Genomic DNA, 24895 nt, shown 5'->3' with positions numbered 1-24895 from the left:
CTTATCGTATTTGAAGGCTTAAGTGTTCTGAAAAATAGGGTGGATATAGTGTTTTATTGCTTATTAATTTAATACGCTATAAGTTTATCAACAGGGATTAACGATGATAGTGGGTACTGAGTTTCAAGGAGATTCTATTCGTATAGGAATGATCCAGCATGACAGCTACGGAGAAGCATTACGAATCATCATTGACTTTGCTATCGATAAGCATCGCCATGCCGAAAGGGTAGTTGATGTCCGTACAGAACTGAGCGACTTGCGAGATGAGCTGAATAGTTTTGATCATAGAACTTTGCAGTGGTTGCATGATTGTATGGCAGCTGCGTTCCGTATGGAATATTGTCTTAACGCAGATTTATTTACTTATAGTACGCCAGATCCTCATACGCCTGCACAGACGGTTTCGTTTTGGCTTGATTTTTTAAGAAAAGAGCTTGCGAGGGTGTTTTCTCACCACTTAGAGCTACCCCGATTGATACTTACTGCTGCGGCTTATCCAAACCCTGATAAGCGAGGGATGAAGGCAGAGGATGAGATTTATGAGCTTACTAGGCGACTATATCCTGATTTTAAACGCTTTCAGTCTAGATAATCCAAAAGGATTTTTGGTAGTTTGCTAGCTGTACAAATTTATCACTATATTGCTGTTCACCGCGAGTACGAAGATGAATCGATTTAGTATCAGTCTTAAAAGAAGCAGATTTAGGATTACCTGCCAAAGAGATATGTCGTAAATACAGTAGCATGTAAGTGAACGTTGCGAATTTATCAAACAACATGTAAGGACAAGTCATGGTGCTAAAGCCAATACAAAAGACTCTGGCTAGTTTGACAGAGAAAGAGTGGATCACATCTCTACAGCACCACTATTTAAGTACAGAAGGGCCGTATGGCGATTCAGAGATAATTAATTTGGATGTAACTCCAGCGGGCTTAGCAGATGCAATAGGTATGAATGGATACTCCGATGAAGAAATTCAAAATGCATTCATGTCAATCTTTACTAGAAAATCAGTAAGGAGCTTTCTAGGAGAAAAAGTAAACAAGGTTCAAGGAGTAAGAGCATATCATCATTTTCATTTTTTAATATTATCTTGTTTAATCGCTGCTACGACGACCAATGCAGGGGATAGTAATCAATATCGAGAAAGATTAGGCGCTTTACTTGCTGACAATCAAGGTGCTGAGCAAGGTGTAAGCGGCATTAATAGTTTATGGCTGGCTTTAACGAAATGGATAGATAGTCAAATCCAGCAAGGTAAGAGTTATAGAAGAATTATTTTACCTAAAGATATAGGAAATATGACCGTTATCGGCTATGCCGTGAAGTTGGCATACCCTTCTCGTGATGATCGAAAACGACTCAAAGATGTATTAAAAAAACTAAGTTATAGGGCATTTGAAAGCCCGGTATCTTTGCTAATTGAGCTAAATGAAGATTATTATTGGGAGCTACCAGCGTTAATACAAAAAGACTTATCTGCGCTAAAAATACTTTATGAAAGCGATCAATCTATAGGAAGCCACTACTTCTGGCAATTAATACTAAGTGTTTTGTCTGAAATCAGTCGAGAAGATTCAAAAAGCCATACTTTACTATGGTCGGTATCGGTCAGGTTTGGTGGGTGGGATGGTGATGAGTTAGAAGAGGTGGTTTTAGCAAAAGGAAATCGCCGCCAAGATTTAGAAGAGACTTTTTGGCAAGGGAGCTTTGTAGAGTTTTTAAAACTGTATCGGATACCAAAGCAAGTTAAGACCTTACTAGATAATGGATGTATTGTCCTATTAGAACGCCATGGTGGACTATGGACACAGGATGACAGACAACCTGATTCAGAAGACACAGCTATTATTCTAACTAATCGCACAGAAATCATTGAGCAGTTCCAACATCCTAGTCATATTACTAGAGAGTGGTGTTTTTCTGAAAGTATGCCGCTACAAGCTGTATTAGAGTTAACCTATAATCAAGGTGTAGCGGGGAAAAACACATCAGAGAAGGGGTTAAGTTTTGAAGGAGGAATCCCACTAGGACGTGGTAAATGGCTGGCACGTTTAGGATACTTACCACTTGTCAAAATTAAACCCAATAGTGAATTTAGCACAAACCCAACATTAAAAGTTCAAATTGAGGACAACATCGTTACGATTATCGATGATGACTTAATAAACAAAGAATGGCACTTAACACAAACAAGTGGCTATGACGAAGTCACATCGAAAAGAATTCAGTTTTTTGATAGTGCCCCACTCAATGATTTATGGTCGCAAAGAAAAGATGGATTTGAAGCGTCGGTAGAATTTGATTATCAATCAGGCACACCAATAATTGAAACTCAACATATGGTTTCGACGGGCGTATTTCCGAATCGCTTGTGCGACGCATTGGAGGCTCTATACGCTCGTGCACAAGCTCCTCGGTCAGAGTCAGAGGTTATTGCTATCTTGCAGACAGCTCTACCTAAAAGATCTGAGCTTAAATATATGGTCTGGGATGTGCTACGGTCTTTAGAGGAAGCAGGTTGGCTTGAGCAAGATCTGAATCGACGATGGCGGGGACGTGTTTGGCGTGTACAAGCGCCAAAAATTGTATTAACAGGCGGTTTGACCGCAATCGTTGAAGGTGCTATTGCCAATAGAGAGCTAGAAATACTTAAAGTTGAAGCTATAAGACAGAATGTTGAGATACATATTAATGCTCAGTTAGAGTGGGCAGCTCCTATTATAAGCTTGTATGGTGATAACATTGAGAAACTAGCAAAAGAGCTTAATTGGAGCATTGAAATTGGTAGAAATATTGTCGCAAAACCAGCTCCAAAGTGTTGGCCAGTAGAAAATAGGTCCGTTATGGGACGTCAGTTGTCTAGCATTTGGAAAGCTGAGCCAGGACTGTTTGTTCCGTTAGAACAAAGTATCTCTACTGATAAAAGGCTAGTGAGGTTTGTACGTGATGATGATAGAGATGTGTACGCGATTGATGAAAAGCAGATTTTCATTACAACACAACGCAATACTGCAATTTTGGAGTATGCACGACGAATAAAAAAGTCAGTGTTTATTTACAATGATGGGTTGTTAAAACGGCAAAGTTTGAATGGCCACTTACCGTTGCCTATCGCTAAGTGGTTACGGCGATTAACTGGTCTACAGTCTGGACCTGCCATTATATCTAAATATTCACAGTATCAATATGCCGTGAGTGAGGAACAGTTGAGTCAATTACGAATAATATTTGGTGCGGCTATTCAAAGTAATCATAAATTTGAGCCGAAAAACCTTATTCTCACAATTGCTAAGCAGCGCCATCGCGGTAGCCGCATAAGCTACACTTAAAAATAGGAAAAAATATGTCAGAACAACGGTACCTTGGTCAAATTGACTATACTCCTCGACCTCACACACGAATCATTGGTATTGCAAAGGCAGTAGATGGTAAGTGGGAAAAACAGACCTTAACCAGTGATTTAGCGCCCGTAGGTAAGGTATTCGTTCCCGCGTTACACGATGTGGCTGTGACTAAAGGTCAATTCATTACTTTTACGGCTAAATTGAATCCAAAAATCAGTGAGCACAACAATTATCCCTCTGATAAAGAGCATGATCATTATATTAGTGAGGAATGGGAGAAGCCTGTAGTCGTTATTGATTGCAGGCATATGGATTCAGAAGAAATACGCTATAAGTTAGTAGAGTTTGGCTTAGGAAGTATTGATGCCATTGATGCAGAGCCAAGTGAAGTTATTGTTGCACTATCTGACACAGAATGTGCCCTTGTTGAAGTCATATCACATCCTCGTAATGGTCGTTATGTGGCTAAAACAAGAAACGTGGAGGTTTATTCTTTTAACAGTGCAATCTTTGATGGAGATACTTTTGAAGGGCAGTTTATAAAAATACCTGATGTGACTGTTGGCGATTTCATTCGCGAAATAACATGGAAGCTAGACGTCGATATATTACATGACTTATTGGCTAAACTAAGGGATTATGATGAGTATCTAAAAACTACTACTAGAAAGCAACGGGCGGATCTAGTTAGCTTATTAGATCGGGCGCTAAACATTGTAGAACAAGAAGACTGGGCTGACACACGTAAATGGTTGGAAGGATATAAGCAAAGGGTTACAAGGTCGTTAATAGAGCCAGAACAAGTAGTCGATACTTTATCAAATATGCAACCTTTTCAGGAGAAGTTGGAGATAGCTCACCAAGCGGCAAGTAATGCCTACCGCCAAAAGATGCAACCTATTATTGAACAAGAGGTTAGAGCAGATTTAGCAGACCTGGTATCACAACAAGAGGCTTTAGAAAAGAGCATCCAAGAAAACTATGACGTATTAGAACATCAGAAAATAGCTAAAGATGAGCTACAGAAAAAGATTTCAGATTTGAGCCAACAGTTACTGACAGAAATTAATAATCTGAATCAAACACTTGGTGACATTAAAGAGTTAGATAACCAAGAAAATACATCTCTTGTAGAGCGTTTCAAAAAAGCTTTAGATCGTCAAGGAAAGTTGGTTAAACCTATAGATTCTATGTCACCACCATGGTCGAGAGGGTTGGTAAGAGATGATGTGCCATATGTGGATGATTCGGAGTTCTATATTAAACTACAAGAAGTTGCAAAGAAAACAGCCATATCATTGTTAGAGCTCATTACATTTGATAGCGTTTTACGCTCAGGTGATCTGGTTCTTTTACCACCCACATCTGCAGAAGTTCTCATGTCTAAATACGCAGAAATTGTGACAGGTAGTGAGGTTTTTCGGGTTTCCTTAGGTCCAAATGTTTTAAACTTAGATGATTTATGGGTGCAACCAAACCAAGGAGCCAAAACTAGTTTTGCAAGAGCATGGTCAATGGCAGCAGCAAACTTAAATCAATATTATTTAGTTTGGCTTGATGGTTTACAACGAACTGCCATAGACTTATGGTTGCCAAGCCTAATAAGCGTTTTATATAGCTCTGAAAGACCAAGAAATCTACTTGTTGTAGCTACTATCGATGACAATTTTATTGATCATGAGCGGACGTGGCTAGAATTATCAAGGTTTAGTACCCCCATTAAGCTTAATAGTCAGATTGAATATAACAAAGAGTCATCACGACAGCTTTCAATTGTTCCTAAAAGCTGTACCCAGCTTGCTTATCAAAAGGTAGCGGTAGCTGGCGAGGACTGCTCCCAAGTGCTTGAAAAAGGTCAAGAGTGGCTAAAAGATTTATTAAATATATAAGAGAATAATATGCTAGATCCAATAGGGGCTTACTATAACATTTTAGAACTTTATCTTTCTTACTTAGATACGGTTTATCGATTGCGTCGTGAAGATTTAAGTCAAGAAAGACAGCGTTTATTGCGGCAGCCAGGCAATTTAATGCCAGAGCCTTTTATCGAACCTATTCTGCGCTACCAAACAGCCGATATTGCATTAGAAAATTGTTTAGACGACCAGGAACAGCATAACCCGTTAAAGAAATTTAATCGTGAGCAGCGCCGAGCTATCATTGAAATGGTATTTTCTGGACTTTTTCCTGGCAAGCCAGCTGCAGGCGGATTGTTACGACAAAGTGTGTTTTCACCCTATTCTCACCAAATGCAAATGCTGCAACGTGGATTAAAGAATGGTCACCCTGGTATCGTTACATCTGGTACGGGTTCTGGCAAGACAGAGTCATTTTTATTACCTATTTTAGCTGAGTTGACTGCAGAAGCAACGCAGTGGGCACCCCCAGCAGCAGATTACTTACAATACCAATGGTGGCGTGAGAGCAATAGGTTTGAGTACCACCGCAAAGGTGAGGCCAGTAATCGACCACAAGCAGTGCGCGCATTAATTTTGTATCCAATGAATGCGTTAGTAGAAGACCAGATGGTACGCTTACGCACAATGTTAGACTCGCCAGAGGCTACAGAGATATTAGATAAAAGAGCAAATGGTAATCGAATATTTTTTGGACGTTATACCAGTGCTAGCCCTGTTCCTGGTTATTTGAACCACCCAAGAAAACAAGGAGATGTAAAAGAGACAAATGCTGCTAAACGCCGTCTGAAACGTACTAAGACCATGCTAACGACATTGGCTAATGATCAAGGAAAAGCATTGGAGTACGACAGAAATAACCCTGAGACTGATGCAACACGTTATTTATTTCCATCTCCTATAGGGTCAGAACTCATTACGCGATGGGATATGCAAGAAACGCCACCAGACTTGCTAATTACTAATGTCTCAATGCTCAATGCTATGCTATCGCGAGAGGTTGATGCTCAAATCTTTGATAAAACCAGACAGTGGCTTGAAACAGATCCTGAAGCTTATTTCTTCTTAGTTTTAGATGAATTGCATTTGATACGCGGCTCAACAGGAACTGAAATGGCGGCTCTCATTCGTGTTTTGATCAACCGATTAGGATTAGATCGTACACAGTATCGCCATAAGCTGCGCATACTAGCGTCTAGTGCTTCATTGCCCTTAGATGGTACTGAAGGCGATCAAAGCTTGAGCTATCTTTATGATTTCTTTGGGCCGTTTGGAACTTATGTAGATAGTCACAGTGAAGGAGCCAAAAAACCTGAGGATTGGGTAGAGGCAGTTATTTCAGGCATCACTGATATACCTAAACCAATTACTCAACAGCATATAGATGCTAGACCATTTACGGCAGTGGTAGATTATCTAGCCCCAGATGGTCGTTATCTAGGTCAGCTAAAAAATAAGTTAGATGAAGATGAACGTTTAGAGGAACTACTAAGTGCTTGCAAAATAACCTTAGGTCTACCTCAATCTTGCACAACTAGTGGCATGGTGAATGAGGTTGCGGCAAGACTCGCAATTAGTTGTACAGATGAAGAGGGAAAAACTAAAGCTCGATCAATATCAACTTTGGCAGAAAAAATTTTTGGGGACCGTCAAAATCATAAAGCATTGCGTGGTTTAATGATCCTCAGGGGGTTAGGGGATATAGACGGTTCAGAGGCTATTTCTTTTAGGGAGCACTTATTTCTAAGAAGCTTAGAAGGTTTATTTGCCACTCCCGTAATTCAACAAGATCAGCTTGCCTATAAAGGTGTTTCAGTTGAAAGCGGTACTAGTCATATCAATACTTTTCAAGGTTCTCAGCGGCTATTTGAATTATTTTTATGCGAGGGGTGTAATACAGAGTTTATTGGCGGATTACGGGGAAAGGCTTCTCGTAATACATCAAACTCACCAATCGAAATCCTCCCCCAAACCCAAGATCTTGAAAAGCTTCCAGAGTTTGGCGTTGGTGCTGGGATTGAAGATCTTAGTCACGAAGAATTCGTTCTATTTTGGCCTTCCAGAGCACCTGTAAAGCAAGGCGATAATAACAAAGAGTCATGGATCCCTATGTCGCTAGACCCATACAACGGTCAGTTACGCTCAGTAAACGCTACCCCTGAAGGTTTTATTCCAGGACAAGTTTTTACTTTGATTAATGTATCTGTTAAAGACAAGCAACGGAAAAAGACTGCAGCGCCCAATTGCTGCCCTGCGTGTGGAGCAGATTACTCACGTCGCAGTGAACAATATCGTCAGTCACCTATTCGTAGTTTTCGTACAGGTTTTGCTAAAACATCACAACTACTTGCCACTGAAGTTCTTGAAATACTCAAACAAGCTGGTAATAGCCCTAAGGCAGTTGCATTTTCTGATAGTCGACAAGATGCAGCTAAGGCAGCCGTTGACATCGAACGCCATCACCATAATGACACACGACGTAGAATTTTAGTCGATGCCTTAATAAATAGAAAGCCGCTTATGAGCCTTGAAAGTATTGAGGAGCAAATGAATAAGGCATTACAGGAACGTGATTTAGCTAGTATCTTAAAGTTAAACTCTTTAAAAGAAGAGGCGGATAAATTTGGACACTCAAATCGTATAGCTCTGGCAACAATTCTAGAAGCGAACGAAAAAGGGATTATTGAATCGGACTTCAAAGCTCAGCCTCTATTAGCAGGAATGGCGACTATCGGCGTACATCCTACAGATGATACAGGCGTCGAAAAAATTAATTATAACGAATGGTATAGTTATTTTGAAGAGAGGCAAGACGGAACAATTTATTGGAATGATAAAATTGAAGGTACAAAAGTTACTGATGCAAAAAATGCTGTGGCAAAAGCACAGCAAACCTTGATTGAAGATGTTATTTTTGCTCGTAACTATTTTGCTTTGGAAGAAACTGGGATTGGTTATCCTTGTTTTGAGGCTCAGCATACGCAAAACTCAGATGAACTTAATGCGATCTTAAGAGTTTTTGCCGATAACTATCGTGTATTAGCTAACAAATGGGTTAAACCGGACTCAATTAAAGAGTGGGTAAACGGTGGCTCTATAAGTAGTAAAAGAGTAAAGGGCTTTATACAGTCTTCTAATATCAGTGAAGATAAAATGACTGATACTTTAAGAAAAATGGAAAAGCTTGGACATTCAGGTGGTGTTATACGAATTGAGCGTTTATATATTCAACTTACTGAACCTGATGATCCAGTTTATGAATGTACCACATGTAGTAGAGCTCATCTACATCGCGGTACGGGAGTATGCACGCGCTGTCATCAACCCTTGCCTGCCCAGCCAAATCTCAATGCAAAACAGCTTAGAGAACGTAACTATATATCTAAACGATTAGATAAAACATTTTCAGATGATCACTCTGTATTTAGATTGCACTGTGAAGAGTTAACGGGTCAAACAAAATCATCTGCAGAGCGATTAAGGCGTTTTCGAGGTATTTTAATTGATGATAATAGCAATCCTATCAAAGAAAAAGCTCAAGAAATCGATTTGCTGTCCGTTACCACAACAATGGAAGTTGGTATTGATATTGGTGCCTTACAAGCTGTATATCAAGCTAATATGCCGCCGCAACGTTTTAACTATCAACAGCGTGTAGGGCGTGCCGGACGGCGTAAACAAGCATTCTCTCTAGCAATGACACTATGCCGTGGTCGTAGTCATGATCTTCACTATTTTCGACATCCTGACGCAATCACAGGAGATGCGCCACCACCACCTTTTTTAACAGTGGAACACATTGATATTAGCTTGCGCTTATTGAGAAAGGCTTGGTTGACAGAAGCCTTTAAACAACTAAGAGAAGAAGATAATAGCAGTTATCCAGGTGACAGTATGCCATCTGATATACACGGAGAGTTTATCTTAACGACTGACTATTATGACAAAGCCAAAGATTGGAAACAACGTTTAATGGTTGCACTTAGACAGACGCAGTCAATCGCTAAGAAATTAGCCCATACTTTAGGTCAAGGAGTGGCAAGTCGCGAGCAGGATCTTCTAACTTATTTAACAACTGATAAACTTATTGATGAAATCGATGATTTGGCGAAAGAGGGTAGTACCCGTGAAATGGGTTTAGCACAGTTCTTAGCTGAGAATGGCTTGTTACCAATGTTTGGCATGCCCACCAGAGTCAGAAACTTATATCTAAATTTAGAGTCAGTTAGTGATAATCAGTGTGAGTGGGATTCTGTTGATCGCGAAATTGATATGGCTATTTATGAGTTCTCTCCAGGACAAACAGTAATCCGAGATAAAAAAGTTCATGAGAGCATTGGCTTTACTGATCAATTAGGTTTTGTTCAACCAGGGCGCGGCGGAGCTAAACTTATTCCTGAGCCTCAAAAAGAGTGGTGGAATGATAAAGTTAGCATTGCCGACTGTCCCGCTTGTGGAGCCCTAAAACTGCTTAAGCAAAATGATAATAAAATCGAATGTGATGATTGCAAACAAATAATTCCACAAGAAGCTTTTAGCGTCTACTATTCACCGAGAGCTTTTAGAACAGATTTTCAACCGAAGGTATCTGACGGCACCGAGCCACCCCGACCTATGATACGTCGGGAAACAGGAGCAATCATTGCACCTATGCAAATGCAAAAGATCGCAGGAACAAACCTGTCGCTTGCCAGTGGTAAGGAAGCTTATATTATCAGAAGAAATAGAGGTGTTTTAGATTTAGATGGAAGTCCCAAAAGCTATGAGGTTGTCCAAAGAGTTCAAAATAAAGTGTATTGCCAAGGGATCTCTAAGCTAACTATTAATGGGATTCCGAATCAAGCAATATTATTGGATAAAGCTCAAAAACATCCTACATATTGGCAGATACAACCTGAATTACCTGAAGTACAAGAAGTAAAGTTGTTTTCAAGAAAGCGCACAGATGCTCTAAATCTTAGCATGTTGTCTATTCCAAATGGTTTATCTATGGATAGACTTGGGTCTCAATCAGAACGCTCAGGGACAAGCTTGAGAGCTGCAGCTATTAGCGCAACACAGCTTATAGTTCAGAGAGCTTCTCTAGCTTTAGATATATCACCAGATGAGTTCGAACCTCTTGAGCCTAGACTTCGTGAAGAAAAGCCCATGTTGCAGATAGCTGATATGTTGGTAAATGGTGCGGGCTTCTGTCAAAGATTAACAAAAAATATAGAGGAAAGACCTCCGCTGATTGTAGAGCTTATAGACTCGATGTTAAACAATCTATCCGACCCGATGGTTGGTGGTTTTTTTGAAAGTACGCATCGTGAAGAATGTCATCGCTCCTGCTATCGTTGTATTCAACGTTATGGCAATAGGGGGTATCATGGTCTACTAGATTGGCGGTTAGGGCTTAGTTTCCTAAGATGCTTATTTGATCGTACACATCGAGTAGGTTTGGATGGAGATTTTACTAATTATCCTGAGCTTGAAGACTGGCCTGAGCTTGCCAAAAATGCTGCACAGGATATTCAACGATTAGATCCATATAAAAGTGAAATTGTCAGCATAGGCCCATTAAACCTTCCGGTTGTACTACATAACTCTAGCACGGCTAGCTCTGAAGCATTTGTTATTATCCATCCCTTTTGGGATGTAATAAATATGAGTACAGAGCTAAAGCAAACTATCGATTCTTTAGATTCTAGCTATTCTATAATGTTCATTGATACCTTTGAAACGAATCGCAGATTAATGAGTGCTATTGAAAATGTTAGGTCTCAATGAGAAAGATTGATTTGATATAAAAAGATTTTATAAATAGGTTTCTTGTATAAATCGTTGCCTAGCCGAGGGTTTCCTAAAAACTGTGTAATTGCTTATAATCCACTAACCGGAGAATAAGCAATGACTACTCAATCTGGCATCAAAAAACTGGCCGAGCAAATGGCTGGTAGCATGAACAGCTTTGATGACATCAAAGACTTCCAGAAGCAGCTCATGCAATCTTTTATCGACACTGCCTTAGAGGCTGAGATGGAAGATCATCTCGGCTATCCTAAGCATGAGAAAGCCGATAAACCTAATAAGCGCAATGGGCACACTAAAAAGACCGTCCGCAGTGACACAGGCGATCTTGAGATATCCACCCCAAGAGACCGTGATGGTGACTTTGAACCTACGCTCGTGCGCAAGCATCAAACCCGTATCTCAGGTCTCGATGATAAAATCATATCGTCACTACAGGCATAGCCTTCCGTCTTGCGCTTCGAGCAAGTGTGCCCCACACACTTGCTTATCCTCGCTCATACGCCAAGGGTCAAACCACCACCGAGATTGTAGAGAGCATTAAAGAGCTCTACGATGTCGACATCTCAAGCAGCTTAGTTTCAAGAGTCACCGATAATATATTAGACGACATCACCGCTTGGCAGAACCGGCCACTGAGCAGTGTTTATCCTATCGTCTATTTGGACTGCATCGTCGTGAAGAGGTAACCCTCCCAAACTTAAGACACCTAATAAATAGAATTAAGCTGCCTGACTCAAGTAAAAATGTTTCCGACATACTCAGGATAGTTACCGTTCAATTTAATTTTTAGTAAGATGAATAGCTTTATAAGATTCTATAAAGTGCCAGTCGCCATGCCTATGAAGGCTTTGCAAAATTATATTATACTGATATGTTTTAAAGGATACTCATAGTGCCTACAGCCGATTTTCAGCTTAACTTTCTAAGACGCATTCAATGGTTACTTGAGTCTAGCTCTTACACCTCTACTTATAAATTCGCTTTATTAATGGCGATTACAAACCTTTCTATAGAATCAGCTATTAGTGATAATAGCGAGCGCAGTATGTCATATGAAGAGTTAGCTGAGCAGTTTGTACAGCTTTACTGGACACAAACGCTGCCGTTTTCATATCAAGATGATGACTCTGTATTGAAACAGAGTAATGTAGGGGGTCAAGCTAAGGTTATTACTAGCATACTGAAGTTGCAACAAGAGACTAAAACTACCAGCATAGGTGTAGCTCGAAAGCGTAGTATTAAAAAGTGGCAGTCAACGATTAAAGAGGTTGCTCAGACCATTAAGAACAATCCTGCAAAGTATTTACAAAGTGCCCAAGATAAGGTCAGTCGCGAATTTTTATATGTTTATAATCCTAAAGCAAACGCGATAGTATTGATGCCTGGAATCGCATATTGCTTTAACCGTTTCAGTCAGATAATCCATAAACTCTGCCAACAATACTGGACTGAGTTTGTGCGTAAAAACCGTCACAATCAACCTTACTTTAGCGATGATATTGACCTGCAACAATTTCTATTTCATCAATCAAGACAAAACTTAAAAGTATTAGAGTCCATATTGATTGACACCCAACAAGGGCAGTGCTTCTATTGCCATAAAGCTTTAAAAAATAATATCGAGGTCGATCATTTCATTCCTTGGTCGAAATACCCCATTGATACCACTCACAACTTTGTACTCACTGATCATAGGTGCAACAACAGCAAACGTGATTATCTTGCTGAAGAGTTATTTTATGAGAAGTGGTTAAAACGCAATCAGCAATACGGTTATACGATTGAACAGCAAGCAAAAACCCTAGGCTTTATAACCAATCAGCAACGCTCAGAGACGATTAGCCAGTGGGCTTATCAAATAGCGGTAGAACATGAAGATTTGGTCTGGTCGCCACAACCAAGCATAAAGTTGCGGCCAATTAATCCTGATGCACTACCACAGCTTAGAGCCTGACAAATAGATATGCCACTTTATGACCAAACAAGTCTCCAAAAGTACTCTTAATTATTATGATGAAAATGCCGTTGAATTTGCCATGCAAACGGTAAGCATAGATATGCATGATTTATACGAGCTATTTATTAATCAGCTCCCTCAAAGAGATACGCAACGTATTTTAGACGTGGGCTGTGGCTCAGGTAGGGATGCAAATTACTTTGCTAAACAAGGTTATGAAGTAACAGCGATAGATGCCAGCGCCGAGTTAATTCAGTGGGCTCGGCAACATCATATGTCGAGCAGAATTACTTGGGTTCACTTAGATTTTAGCAGTATTGAAAATCAGGCTTGGGAAAATAAGTTCACTGGCATTTGGGCTTGCGCTTCATTGCTACACGTACCTTTTTTCGAGCTACCTTGCATTATACAGTCATTGTTAGAAACCTTAACTGATGATGGAGTGATGTATTTATCATTTAAATATGGTGAAGGGGAGCGAATAGATAATGAGCGCTTCTTTTGTGATATGAATGAAGCACGTTGGGCAACCATTGTTGCTAAAATACCGCAAGTGATTGAATGCGATATATTGTTGTCGGCCGATAAAAGAGCCGACTGTAAAGATGCATGGTTTAATGTGATGATAAAGCGAGAAAATAATCCTATTAGAAGTTCTGTAAAATGATGACTAACAACTGACAATAACTGATATAAAACTTGGCGGGTAGATATGATATGAGTGAGTCAATGGCATTTCTAAGATTGTTTGAATCAGATAGCCGAATGAATAAATACCAAAAATTATTTAAACAGCTCATTTATGTTCTGTCAGAAGAAAACATTGAGTATGTGATTATTGGCACAGTTGCATACTCAGAGTATGCACCTCCTCGTGCGACCACCAATATTAATTTCATGATCTCTGAAAATGACTGCTGTAAACTTGAAAGCGTCCTTAAAGAGCATGGAATTGATTTTATATGGAATGCCTACCAACAGTTAATCATTGCTGTCAAAGATGATAGTGATGAGACTAAAAAATATCCTCTCGCATTTTCATTCCAAATCACCCCTAAAGGTCTTACATTTAATCAGCCTATATCTAAAGAGATATTTGGTATGGTTGATGTACCCGTCGCCAGCCCTGAGGCATTAGTGGCGTTATGGTGTGTGGCAGTGAGTAAGGGATACTCTAAGTCTTATTACGATGCTCAGATGTTCATCAAGCTACAGTTGGCAGACGTTGATAGATGCGTTGCTGTGATTGAAAGTCTTGCTGAGAGTAATGCAAATAAAGTATTACGTTCAATTCTCATAGGTAATGCTATGACTGTCGATACGATCAATATGGATGAAGCGCTCATCATGCGGTCTGATCTAATTCAGACTCATGAAGAGATCGAGCTGGCGAAAGCTCATCGCTATAACGCTGCGCAAGAGCATCGGCGTAAACTCATTAGTGCTAAGTTAAGGAAAAAATAACAGAGCCTTTCCTAAAAACTGTGTAACTGCTTATAATCCACTAACAGGAGAATAAGCAATGACTAACCAATCTGACATTAAGAAACTGGCTGAACAAATGGCCAGCAGTATGAAAAGCTTCGATGACATCAAAGACTTCCAGAAGCAGCTCATGCAATCTTTTATCGATACTGCCCTAGAAGCAGAAATGGAAGAGCATCTCGGCTACCCCAAGCATGAAAAGGCAGACAAGCCTAATAAGCGCAATGGGCACACTAAAAAGAGAGTCCGTAGCGACACAGGCGAGCTTGAGATCTCCACCCCAAGAGACCGCGGTGGCAGCTTTGAGCCTGTACTCGTTAGTAAGCATCAAACCCGTATCTCAGGTCTCGATGATAAAATCATATTCCACTATAGCCATAGCCTTACGTCTTGCGCTTCGGGCAAGTGTCTCCCAGACACTAGGACTGATCTTTATTGACAATATGATCTATCTCACAGGTTTTAATTCTGCTGATGATCATATCGATGATGATGTGTTACTAAAGGAGCGGTAATCCCCCCGAAAAATAAGAACAATTAGAAATAGAGATTAACTGCTAAAATATATCAGCAGGAGAATCTGAATCAGATTTGATAAAAGTAGCTACACACAAGCTTGTTAGTCAACTTGCAAAAGCTCATGATACTAAAGGGTTATTTTTAGGGATGCAGAGTGTGCAAGCTTTACCACTGGAATCCATGGCCTATGTAACAGAAGCTGTTGAAGGATTGTTGTCTGGTGATGAGGCATCTATATACTATAGTTCAAGGTAAGCATCCGACCATCCCATCTTTTCCTCACTTAAAAAATGCGAGATAGTGTCCACGATTAATAATCGTGGACACTAACATGACAACACAACCACCTAACAAACCCAAACGAAGAACTTACAGTGCTGAGTTTAAAGAACTTTTAGTACAAGAAGCTGAAGGTTCAGGTCGATCAATTGCCAGTATCGCTCGAGACCATGGCATCAACCAGAACCTTCTCCGAACCCATCCCAGATTCTGTGTAACTGCCGTTTAGATTAAATGCTTACTGATACGATCATCAAACATAATCATAAAGCGATTTAAAGCAGACGTCCAGTTACGAATCGGCATCGACCACTTCTTGGATGCCTGCTGTGTTGCTAGATATACCACTTTAAACGCTGCCTGATCAGAGGGAAACACCTTACGCTTATTCACCGCCGTTCGAATCACACTGTTTAGCGACTCTATCGCATTGGTGGTATAGATCACTCTTCTGATATCTTTAGGATAACCAAAGAACACCGTTAAGCCCTCCCAGTTATTGCGCCAAGACTTGATGACATGCGGGTACTCTTTACCCCATACTTCATCAAAGTGCTCAAGGTTGGCCTCTGCTATCTCTATAGTATCCGCACCATAAATTGCCTTTAAATCAGCCGCTACGGCCTTTTTGTCCGTCCACGGTACGAACTTCATTGAATAACGCAGCATATGAACAATGCAAAGCTGAACCTGAGCATTTGGATAAACAGTGTTAATGGCATCGGGGAAGCCCTTTAAGCCGTCGACACAGGCAATGAGGATATCTTGTACCCCGCGGTTTTGTAGCTCAGTGAGAACACCCAGCCAGAACTTAGCCCCTTCATTCTCTGAGAGCCACATACCAAGCAGCTCTTTTTTACCATCAAGTCCCACGCCTAGCGCCAGATAGATAGCCTTGTTGATGATCTGCTTGTCTTGACGTATCTTCACGACGATGCAGTCCAAATAGACGATAGGATAAAACTCCAAGTTTAACCTTCTCAGCTAATAAAAGTATAAAAATCAACAACCTCTTAAAGCTATATTCTTTATAGTCTTAAGAGGTTTTTTCGTGCCTGTAATAATTCTAACTATTTAATAATAACGATTATTTTATGATATTAAGCTCCACAATACTAAAGCGTTTGACACCTAAGTGATTATTTGATAACATGAATTATATTCACTATTATTTTATAATTAATGAAAAATAATAAACTTAAGGTTGGGCAAAAACTTGCCAATCCTAGTAAGGATGATTTGTATGTACATCCGTATGCTAAAGCCGCTTTATGTGTTTGGCAGAGATTGAGACCTAAAACGACTTATATCAATATGAAGTTTTTGGATAATTTCTACCGTCCACCCCTGCGCTTGGTTGATGGAGGGGACGATGCTTTTTATTTCTTTAATGATTTCCAAAGAGTCGATCAGGTTTTAAGGTTCGAGAATGATAGCGATCACCCATGCTTAATAATCCCTGAAAGTATTAAAGATGTTCAGCAGCTCGCATGGATGGAGGTTATAAACTTGATGTTCTTGAAAGGTATTCACCATCCTGATTTGTTTAAAGCACTTAAATGCACTGCACCTCAAAGTGTGATATGCCAGCTCATGGGGGTTAGGCAACTGACTGTAAAGGAGTATTGCCATTTTGCAGGTATTAGCCAGAGTAGTTATGAATATCGCCAATGTAAGTTTGCACTAGAAGATCGAGTTCTAGGTATTCCTCAAAGTATGAGCTGGTTGAGTGGTGCACCCTAATGAATATAAAGCAGTTTGATAACAGCGAATTACAAACGGTTTTAGATCGTCTAGTGCCACTTGATTCACCGTACTTTATAAAAATACAAAGTCTGATTATTAATACTCTTTATATTAATCCAGGCCTCTGCCTACATATTGGTGAGCAAGCCAGCCTAGATATGCCAGTATTTACATCGTCTGAATGTGAAGCTATCGCCAGGAAAGTCGTCAAAGAGAAAAAAATTGAGAATTGGGCAGTCACTTATATGCTGGTCTTGTTTTACCAGAGGTATGGTCAAGCACGTAGGGATGATGAAGCATGGCAGTTTATGAGTGCATATCTGCAAATAATCATTATGATTGCTATACGTAAGGATGAACACTCTGTAAAAGTCGGTCAGCTAAGTGTGCGTCTAAGGATGGGGTTGAAGCCTAATAACCCACAAGCTGAGATTGTTAAAAAACTGATTGATATCCATGCTCAACATGTTTCACTGACGAAGGCACTAGCAGCATTACGCGTATATGAAGCTAAGATAAGAAGTGATGAAGAGTCAGGCAAAGTGGTTAATCAAAAGTTGGCTGGTAAAATTGGTCAAATAAGACTTGCCTATGAAGTAGTTGCAGAGAACAAAGCGTTTGTAAGTAAAACCTATACCAGCTCACAAAACAATGAGCTTAGTAAAGAACACACTAATAAGCGATACCTTAATAGTGCTGATGAGCCAATACGAGTCACAATATTTGGTAGACCCCATAAAAATGATAACGTATCGGACGCTGAGAATATTGCTGATGATGACCCGCCTGCGCTCTTAGATAATGATTTTAAGCCTTCCAGTACAACCGCTAAATCCTCAGAATTGCAGCAATGGAAGCTAAAAAATAAATATCGACATGCCCGCCGTAACCAGTTTCATTTTCCTACTAATTTACGTCAACTAAGTCTACTGAGCTATCAGATGTTATTTGCTCGGGTGTGGCAGCTTTTTGGCGTTGTCAGCTATAAACAGCGTCGGGTTTATGCCGTTATATTACTATCAATGCTAAGTGGTCGGAAGGTCCAAGACGTGATTTATGAGCTGGCATTGGATAAAAGTCAGCGCAAGTGGTTGAGTCATGAAAGCGGTTCGGCTGCTGATAGTTATGCTATGAGTAATACTATTAACGTAACTTCAAATCGTAGAAGCCACTTATTGCCACATCGTCAAAGCCATGATAATGAATTTAAATTACCTCTGCCAGCGAGGCTACAAGCAGTTATTGAAAATAAGTTTTCGGTGGATGGCGATGAAGTGTCTGAAGTGCTGGCAAGCTTGAAAGTGCAACTAGAGCTACCGGTGTTATCAAATCAGCATATTGACGCTTGTTTATATACAGTTATAAAGAATGAGCTGCAAGAGCCATTACATGCCGACATGATTACTGGAGTTGATGTGAAACACAGCTCGCCCTTGTACTACACCAGTATTGAGACAATAAGCTTAGAGAAGACTTACTACAGCGCCATACAACTATTGACCGAATACTGTACTGCGGACAGCCAAGGTGAGCTACGACAGCTTAGTATGTCTAGCACGAAAAGCAATCGTTATAAAAAATATATTGGTAGTGACATGACTTTAAATATTGATATCTGCCAAAGATTTTTTGATGAGCTTGCTGAAGCAACTGAGAGTTATAACGGTCGATTAAAGCGGAACGTAAGCATAAGGCAGGACCGTTATATTGAGCAGTTTAATGCTTATGGTGTCTGGTTATGGCACATCATCTTTATTCAGACTGGGATTAGACCCGTAAAGCATGCGCCTGGGCTTTTAAATCAATTTGATTTTAGGCAAAGGCTGTTATGGGTGTCGGATAAAGAAGAGCGTCAGGGACAAGGGCAGGGAAGGCTTATTCCTCTTAGTGATTTCTTAATCACAGCGATTCAAAATTATATTAAATATATCAAGCAATTTGCGGTCATGCATAATTCTATATATCCCAATGACCAATTTCCTATAAATAAAATTTTGAACTCTAGTCAGCCACTCATTCAGCTATTTAGCCAAAATCCCAAAGGCTTTACCGGTATTAAACCTAGTAAGGTTCGCTATCAGATAAAACACTTTTTTAGTCACCAAGACAACTGGCTTAGACATCAATTACGCTCACTACTAACGAATAGGTCCCCTGAGCATTTGATCTGCGCCCTATATGGTCATGAACATCCAGATCAGGAGGCTATGCATCCCATGTCGTCATTATCCATTAATGAGCTAAAAGCGTTATCCGCTGACTTAGAGAAAGTTGCAGTTGAGCTTAACCTACGACAAGTTGAGGTGAATATATATGGATAATGCCGTTGCTCATCAGTTAAGAGAAGAAAATAAAAGCAAGAGTCATGAGAGTATCAAAAATGAGGCAAAATTTTTGATAGCTTCGTATGTTGATGACAATCACATACTCACAGGAACAGACCTAACTGAATACTATCAAACCATTGGTAGCATACTTGAGGTGCATTTTGATACTGCGCATAGCTATCACTTAGCCAGACAAGGATTTTTAGAATACATACGGAGTTATAACAAATCTCATGAACTGAGTATGGATGAACCAGTTGTGCCAGTCATAGCAGAGCGTGATCATTTAACAATATCCTATGATTGGATGGTAAGTGGTGCTCAAGTAAGCCTTGCTAGCCAGCAAATAATTGAGATATGGCAACGGAAAAGAAGGTTCTCAAACAATGATTTGATTGAGTCAGTGCTCTACTGTAGCGTGATGTATGGGGGATTGAATGACATAGATGTGTTAAAAGCACTGTATCAATGGCTCCTAGGCGAACGTGACATATATCAATTGCAGCTACCAGCAACTGATGAATTACCAGATTCAGGTGTCAGCAGCGAGAGTTTGGCGCTAATCTTGCTCAGTATTGATGATGACAATTACGGTTGTTCTTATACGCAAAGTCATACCTCAGAGGATGTATCTGCTACAAGCTTACAGCGCTATGTAGAGTACATACCTGATGATATGACACTTTGCTTTTTATACGTGCTAAAAGATAAAAAGTTAAAAAAAGAAGATGTGAAGTCGTTTGAAATCATTATTAATGAGATTTGTAAGAAGCTAAAACTACAAAATAAAGATAAAAGTAAACCGCATTTATCACAGTTAATAAAGTACGCTGACTATCATTGGCGGCAGATGAAGGGAGGCGATATAGACACTGCACTGGCTATTGTTAGACAGGGCAAGATTAAAACGACGGGCTTAACCACAAATAAGCTTATTAATTATAATCAAGAGGTGATTAACTCAAATCTACAGCCGCTTACTTGGGAAGAGTTATTTGTAGCAAGCTTTTCAGAATCTGACGAAAAAGGCACCAATAGTAGGGAGTATCCAAGTTTTAGTAAGAATCTTATTAAAGAGGTTCAAGATGCCCTTAAGGGCAGTAAAGCCCCAGCTATTGTAAAACTAGAGCTGTTGCAGCAGGAGTTTACTCAACCTAATGCTACGCGTCTTTTAGGATGGGTCAATAGCTTGTTGAGTGATAGTAATAACAGGTTAGATACCATTAGTAAATATCTGGGATGTATTGGTCGGGATTGGCTGATGCTAACAATGGATGAGAATCTTGATGAATGGTCTGGTGAGGACTTTGAAGCTGTATATGAGGAGATCATTCAAAGTAAGATTAAGGATGGAAGAAAGCGGTCTATTTTGAACAAAAACTCAGGCTTTGGTGAAGACAATCTAGATACAGATGATGATTTAGTTGGCTGTGCAGACGATGTGATAAGTCAATGTAGTCTCAATGGCTTAAAGAATGAGCATATAAACAAAAACAAAGTTTCATATCTGGATAAGCTCAAAGATACTCAAAAATTTACTTACGGCAGACTACGAGCTTTCCATGATTATCAGCGAGCATCCTATAATACGCCGTTTGTGCATTTCCCATGGGGTAATAAACGCCAAGTGGTAAATGCGAACATGATATCACCTCGGATATATCATGCGATGAAAGAGTATTTGGTCAATTCGGGCTTAGACGATGAACAGAAAAACCTGTGCTTAGTAGTGTTAAGTCTTGCGTATCGAACAGGGTTGCGAATTAAAGAACTTATCGGTGTTAAAGTTCGTGATATAGCTGACATCTATATTGATGAACATGGACAACGAATAGAGCAGCCGCAAATATGGTTAAGACCAAATCGCTATCGGAGATTGAAAAGTAGCAGCGCAAGCCGCCTTATACCCATTAACTGCCTACTTAAGAAAGACGAGTTAAAACAATTTACTCAGTTATATCGTCAGCAGAAAAGGTTGAAGCGTCGTTACTTGTTTTCTCAAGGTTCAGGTGATCAGCCGTTACCCAGTGTGATTTTCAGTAATCTCATGAAGTTAATTTGGGACAGATTGCTAGGAGAGCACGATTTCACATTTCACAGCTTTAGGCATACTGCGATTAGTCAGCTGGCGTTAGTACTAAGTAAGTCGCCATTGGCACAGGTGATGACTGATTATGATAATGAGCAGTGCGAAAAAGTAATAAAAGGGGTCCTTGGCTATCACAAGGAACAAGGATCCTGGTTTGGACTGGCCAGCTTTGCAGGACATTTAACGTGCGACACAACCTTCGAGTATTATATTCATACTGCTCATCTGCTGGCAGGGGAGCGGCTGAGTAATGCTTGCTTGGAGCTACCTATAACAGTTTTAGAGTTAATAACAGATCTAGATTACTCTGCTATCTATAGACAAGACAAAACTGCTTATGATGCAACGACAAAGACTGTGCAATTAAATAAGATAAGACCATATTTCCTTAAAAAAACGGCTGTTAATAAAACACCATTATTTAAGAATGCAGATGAACCTGATAGCAATGCTAGCCAGCCACTGTTAAATAGTAGTTTGAATGAATTGAAAGAGTCGAATACAAATTCAATTTTTATTCACCCTAAATATGCGGACGTCATAGGTTTTCTAGAGGAGCTGCAGGAGTTAAAAGAAAACTCTCGAGATGAGCTGTTACCTGAAGTTGCTATTAGACATGGTATAAGTCTAAATGAATCTAAATGTTTATACCTGCGCGCTAGTCAGCTGTTCGACGATGACAGGCTATTACTAGGTAGGCCTAAAGGTAGTAAGAATCAGGAAGTAATCATTAGAGCATTAGATAGGGCATATCAGATGTCTATAAAGGATCCTGAGAAGTTGAGAGTATTTATTGAGATATTTGCGCATAAGCATAACTTAAATAACTCATCGATCCATTTTGGTATTAAGGAGACCCAGATTGAGATGCTACAGAGTTTTATGCTAGTAGGTTGTCAGCTTATTGATGCCAATCATTGGCAAGTTAGGACATATAGTGAGCAAGTTGTAAGTGATGTTAAAAAAGACTTAGGTCTGAACAGCTCAATACGTGTCGGTGCACGTGAGAGTTTTCATGGCTATGAGGTAAGGGTAGTACAGAAAAAACGTAAACACTCTGACAAAAACTTGGCTACCACTAATCACTATTATGCGTCATCGGGCGTGCTTAAATATCTAGGTTATTTGTTAATGGTACTAACAACAAATAAAGTATAGAGTTTAGAGCTATTTATAGCTAGCTTATTCAATTAACCTTGATGCTTCTAAACAATTCGCTTTGTTGTAGTGAAGCACTTCGTCTATCACCTTGATCAATCAGCCAGTCAATAATTCGTAAGAGCTTTTGACCAGTCTCTAAATCCAAAGGGTTATCTCTTTCTGCGAAAAACTGAACTAATTCAGCAATTTTTGAATATAGCGTGCTACCTTGCCAGCCTACAAGCTTAGGCTTAGATATGACGGTTAAGACTTGATCTGCGAAAAGCTCAGCGGGATAGTCATTTTTGGCATGCTCACATAATTGTACAAAGTTCTTCATAACAACGCTTACCCAACCTCCTTCACGCACAAGCTTATCGATAATTGGTAATATCAAACTAATCTCAGACCAGTCCCCATTTGCAAACCGTTTAGCACCATTGAACTGACTAAATCGAGTAAACATTAACGTCTCTAGTGTATTATTTTTGGGTGGTGTGTCAAAAAGTATGCTGATTAAAACTTGAACAATTTTTGAAGCCTTGAAAGCCCTATAGAATCAGAGAACTTAGCATAGATTTCTTATTGACTTCTATCGCCAGCATACTTTTTAGAACACCACCAAATATTTATCATTATATTTAGTCAAACACAGCGTACCCGAAACTGAACGTAAAGCACGATCAAACAATGACTGCTCTCACAGCTATGACAGTCCAATTTATCATACTAAGAAGTATACTGCTTATAAAATAGAGTAGTAGTAAAACCCATCACAGAGAAGCGCTAATTGCGTTGGTTAAACTCTTGCAAACAATCATAGAGCTATTACAAATGAATATAGGTAGTGTAACTGGTCGCCATCACGGCTCGTTCTTACTAAATTAGTTGACGATATTTTTAGAGTACTCTTCTTGAAATGTTAGTAGGTTAGTAATATTTACTGATGATTTCATCTTGTGTCATGCCAGCATGCTGACAATAGAAAGACTCTATTGAATTTGAAGCGTCTCTTAGTTGCCGCTGTGACACTTGGATATATTGTAGGGTAACATCATCGGTTGATTTAGCTTCACGGTGATTGAGCAAGCGTTTAAGGACTGGATAGCTGATGCTTGAGTTATTAGCTACCGTTCCAAAAGTGCGGCGCAAATCATGTGGTGTAATATAGAAGTTTGTTTGATTACTTATGGCCTTATAACTACGGCTTAAATCTTTTATATGGTCATCGCTAGCTTTCAAGTTGCTCGGGAATACCCATTGCTTGCCAGCGCTTAATCTGAATCTTTCTTCAAGCAGAGCTTGTAAGATATCACTAGTAGGCATATGATAATTAGAACCATTTTTTGTAGCTTTGAATACTATCCTGCCAGCTATAAGGTCGACGTCAGACCACTTTAAGGGCTGCGCTTCATTTAAACGCACACCAGTGAACATAAAAAGTAGCATGATATCTCGTGCATTATTGCTATGGGGCGCTTGCAGGTGTGAGCTTCTATCAACATAATTTAAAAGTGTTTTGAGATACATACCTAAATATTCTTCTTCAACATGTTTAGTACGCGGCTTAATTATATTCCAATCTTTCTTGGCGTTAAGTATGCGTACTGGTTGCTCTTTAATTAAAAAGTCTTCGTTATCATCTAAAAAGCTATCACGACAATAATTCCAAACTGACCTTAGAGCTCTCATAGTTGCGTTAGCCTGAGCTTTACTATGCTTGCTTATCTCTTTATGCTTATCACTTATCATTGACTTAGATATATCATTTAAAGATATATCATTTAAAGATATATCTAGCCAATCATCTAGCTTGTTTAGTATTTGACCATCATAAGTGTCAATAGTGCCTTTAGCTAAGCTAGTCTTTGCTGATTTAAAGTAGGTATATGCATCTCTCAGTGTTGGTACATTATTGGTCTTATCTTTCGGCTCTTCCAAGACCTCATGAAGCCCGTCATAAACATGCAGACCTTTTTTTATATTAGCCATCATTATGCTGGCTTTTTCACGTGCTTCGGTTAGCGTAATCAAGTGCGTTTCTTCCACTTCATCTCTATATAGCTTTCCGTTAATACGCTTATGTAATGTATAACGTTTGGATTGTTTGCCCACACGTAGCGCAAAACCAGTTAACACATCGTCCATATAGATTTCAGTACCTTTAGCGGTATAGTCTACTGAATCTATAAATTTTTTGGTAAGTTTAACCTTCATATATCACCCATGCAGCAGTATATAACCATAGTGTTAGTAGTATCATACTTTAATTACTATAAGGGTCAAAGTATCA

The 24895-nt window shown here is 39.6% G+C and carries 14 protein-coding genes and 2 pseudogenes; 13 read left to right on the top strand and 3 right to left on the bottom strand.

The window, feature by feature from the left end; all coding sequences use genetic code 11:
* Positions 1–103 precede the first annotated feature (103 nt).
* From ACTXGE_RS02270 to ACTXGE_RS02225, 10 genes and pseudogenes are all read left to right on the top strand, one after another.
* Complete coding sequence (locus ACTXGE_RS02270) at positions 104–595, top strand: hypothetical protein (protein ID WP_443541597.1); 492 nt, start codon at positions 104–106, stop codon at positions 593–595.
* A 200-nt stretch (positions 596–795) separates the two neighbouring features.
* Positions 796–3336 (top strand): hypothetical protein, encoded by a 2541-nt coding sequence (locus ACTXGE_RS02265; RefSeq protein ID WP_443541595.1) that lies wholly within the window; start codon positions 796–798, stop codon positions 3334–3336.
* A 14-nt stretch (positions 3337–3350) separates the two neighbouring features.
* Complete coding sequence (locus tag ACTXGE_RS02260) at positions 3351–5240, top strand: hypothetical protein (RefSeq protein WP_443541593.1); 1890 nt, start codon at positions 3351–3353, stop codon at positions 5238–5240.
* Between the two features lie 9 nt (positions 5241–5249).
* Positions 5250–11036, top strand: coding sequence for a DEAD/DEAH box helicase (locus ACTXGE_RS02255; RefSeq protein ID WP_443541591.1), 5787 nt, complete (start codon positions 5250–5252; stop codon positions 11034–11036).
* A gap of 120 nt (positions 11037–11156) precedes the next feature.
* Positions 11157–11740, top strand: a pseudogene (locus ACTXGE_RS02250) (transposase); the annotation flags it as partial.
* Positions 11741–11952: 212 nt separating this feature from the next.
* Positions 11953–13014, top strand: a complete 1062-nt coding sequence (locus ACTXGE_RS02245) for an HNH endonuclease domain-containing protein (RefSeq protein WP_443541589.1) — start codon at positions 11953–11955, stop codon at positions 13012–13014.
* 19 nt (positions 13015–13033) lie between these two features.
* Positions 13034–13684: a class I SAM-dependent methyltransferase gene (locus tag ACTXGE_RS02240; protein ID WP_443541588.1), complete on the top strand. Its 651-nt coding sequence runs from the start codon at positions 13034–13036 to the stop codon at positions 13682–13684.
* A 50-nt stretch (positions 13685–13734) separates the two neighbouring features.
* Positions 13735–14481 (top strand): hypothetical protein, encoded by a 747-nt coding sequence (locus ACTXGE_RS02235; RefSeq protein ID WP_443541586.1) that lies wholly within the window; start codon positions 13735–13737, stop codon positions 14479–14481.
* Between the two features lie 58 nt (positions 14482–14539).
* A pseudogene (locus tag ACTXGE_RS02230) lies at positions 14540–14893 on the top strand (transposase); the annotation flags it as partial.
* 459 nt (positions 14894–15352) lie between these two features.
* Positions 15353–15529 (top strand): transposase, encoded by a 177-nt coding sequence (locus ACTXGE_RS02225; protein ID WP_443541584.1) that lies wholly within the window; start codon positions 15353–15355, stop codon positions 15527–15529.
* Here ACTXGE_RS02225 and ACTXGE_RS02220 read toward each other — a convergent pair.
* Positions 15526–16284: an IS256 family transposase gene (locus ACTXGE_RS02220; RefSeq protein WP_443541725.1), complete on the bottom strand. Its 759-nt coding sequence runs from the start codon at positions 16282–16284 to the stop codon at positions 15526–15528. The genes ACTXGE_RS02225 and ACTXGE_RS02220 overlap by 4 nt on opposite strands.
* A 198-nt stretch (positions 16285–16482) precedes the next feature.
* Between ACTXGE_RS02220 and ACTXGE_RS02215 the strand changes: the two genes are divergently transcribed.
* Genes ACTXGE_RS02215 through ACTXGE_RS02205 form a run of 3 tightly spaced genes read left to right on the top strand, consistent with a single transcriptional unit; the run spans position 16483 to position 22620 of the window.
* The gene (locus ACTXGE_RS02215; RefSeq protein ID WP_192992165.1) at positions 16483–17043 is read left to right on the top strand and encodes a hypothetical protein; all 561 of its coding nucleotides are present in this window, start codon (positions 16483–16485) and stop codon (positions 17041–17043) included.
* A complete protein-coding gene (locus ACTXGE_RS02210; protein WP_443541581.1) occupies positions 17043–19367 on the top strand; it encodes a hypothetical protein in 2325 nt (774 codons plus the stop codon). The genes ACTXGE_RS02215 and ACTXGE_RS02210 overlap by 1 nt, the downstream gene beginning before the upstream one ends.
* The gene (locus ACTXGE_RS02205) at positions 19360–22620 is read left to right on the top strand and encodes a site-specific integrase (protein WP_443541579.1); all 3261 of its coding nucleotides are present in this window, start codon (positions 19360–19362) and stop codon (positions 22618–22620) included. Before ACTXGE_RS02210 ends, ACTXGE_RS02205 begins: the two co-directional genes overlap by 8 nt.
* Positions 22621–22648: 28 nt before the next feature.
* On the opposite strand, the gene ACTXGE_RS02200 is transcribed toward ACTXGE_RS02205, so the two are convergent.
* Complete coding sequence (locus ACTXGE_RS02200) at positions 22649–23068, bottom strand: hypothetical protein (RefSeq protein ID WP_443541578.1); 420 nt, start codon at positions 23066–23068, stop codon at positions 22649–22651.
* 464 nt (positions 23069–23532) lie between these two features.
* Positions 23533–24819, bottom strand: a complete 1287-nt coding sequence (locus tag ACTXGE_RS02195; RefSeq protein WP_443541576.1) for a tyrosine-type recombinase/integrase — start codon at positions 24817–24819, stop codon at positions 23533–23535.
* Positions 24820–24895: the final 76 nt, after the last annotated feature.

The sequence above is a fragment of the Psychrobacter sp. T6-4 genome (assembly GCF_052258425.1).
In the GTDB taxonomy this organism is placed as follows: domain Bacteria; phylum Pseudomonadota; class Gammaproteobacteria; order Pseudomonadales; family Moraxellaceae; genus Psychrobacter.
Note: the sequence above shows the minus strand (reverse complement) of the source record. Positions and strands in the feature narration are given on the sequence as shown.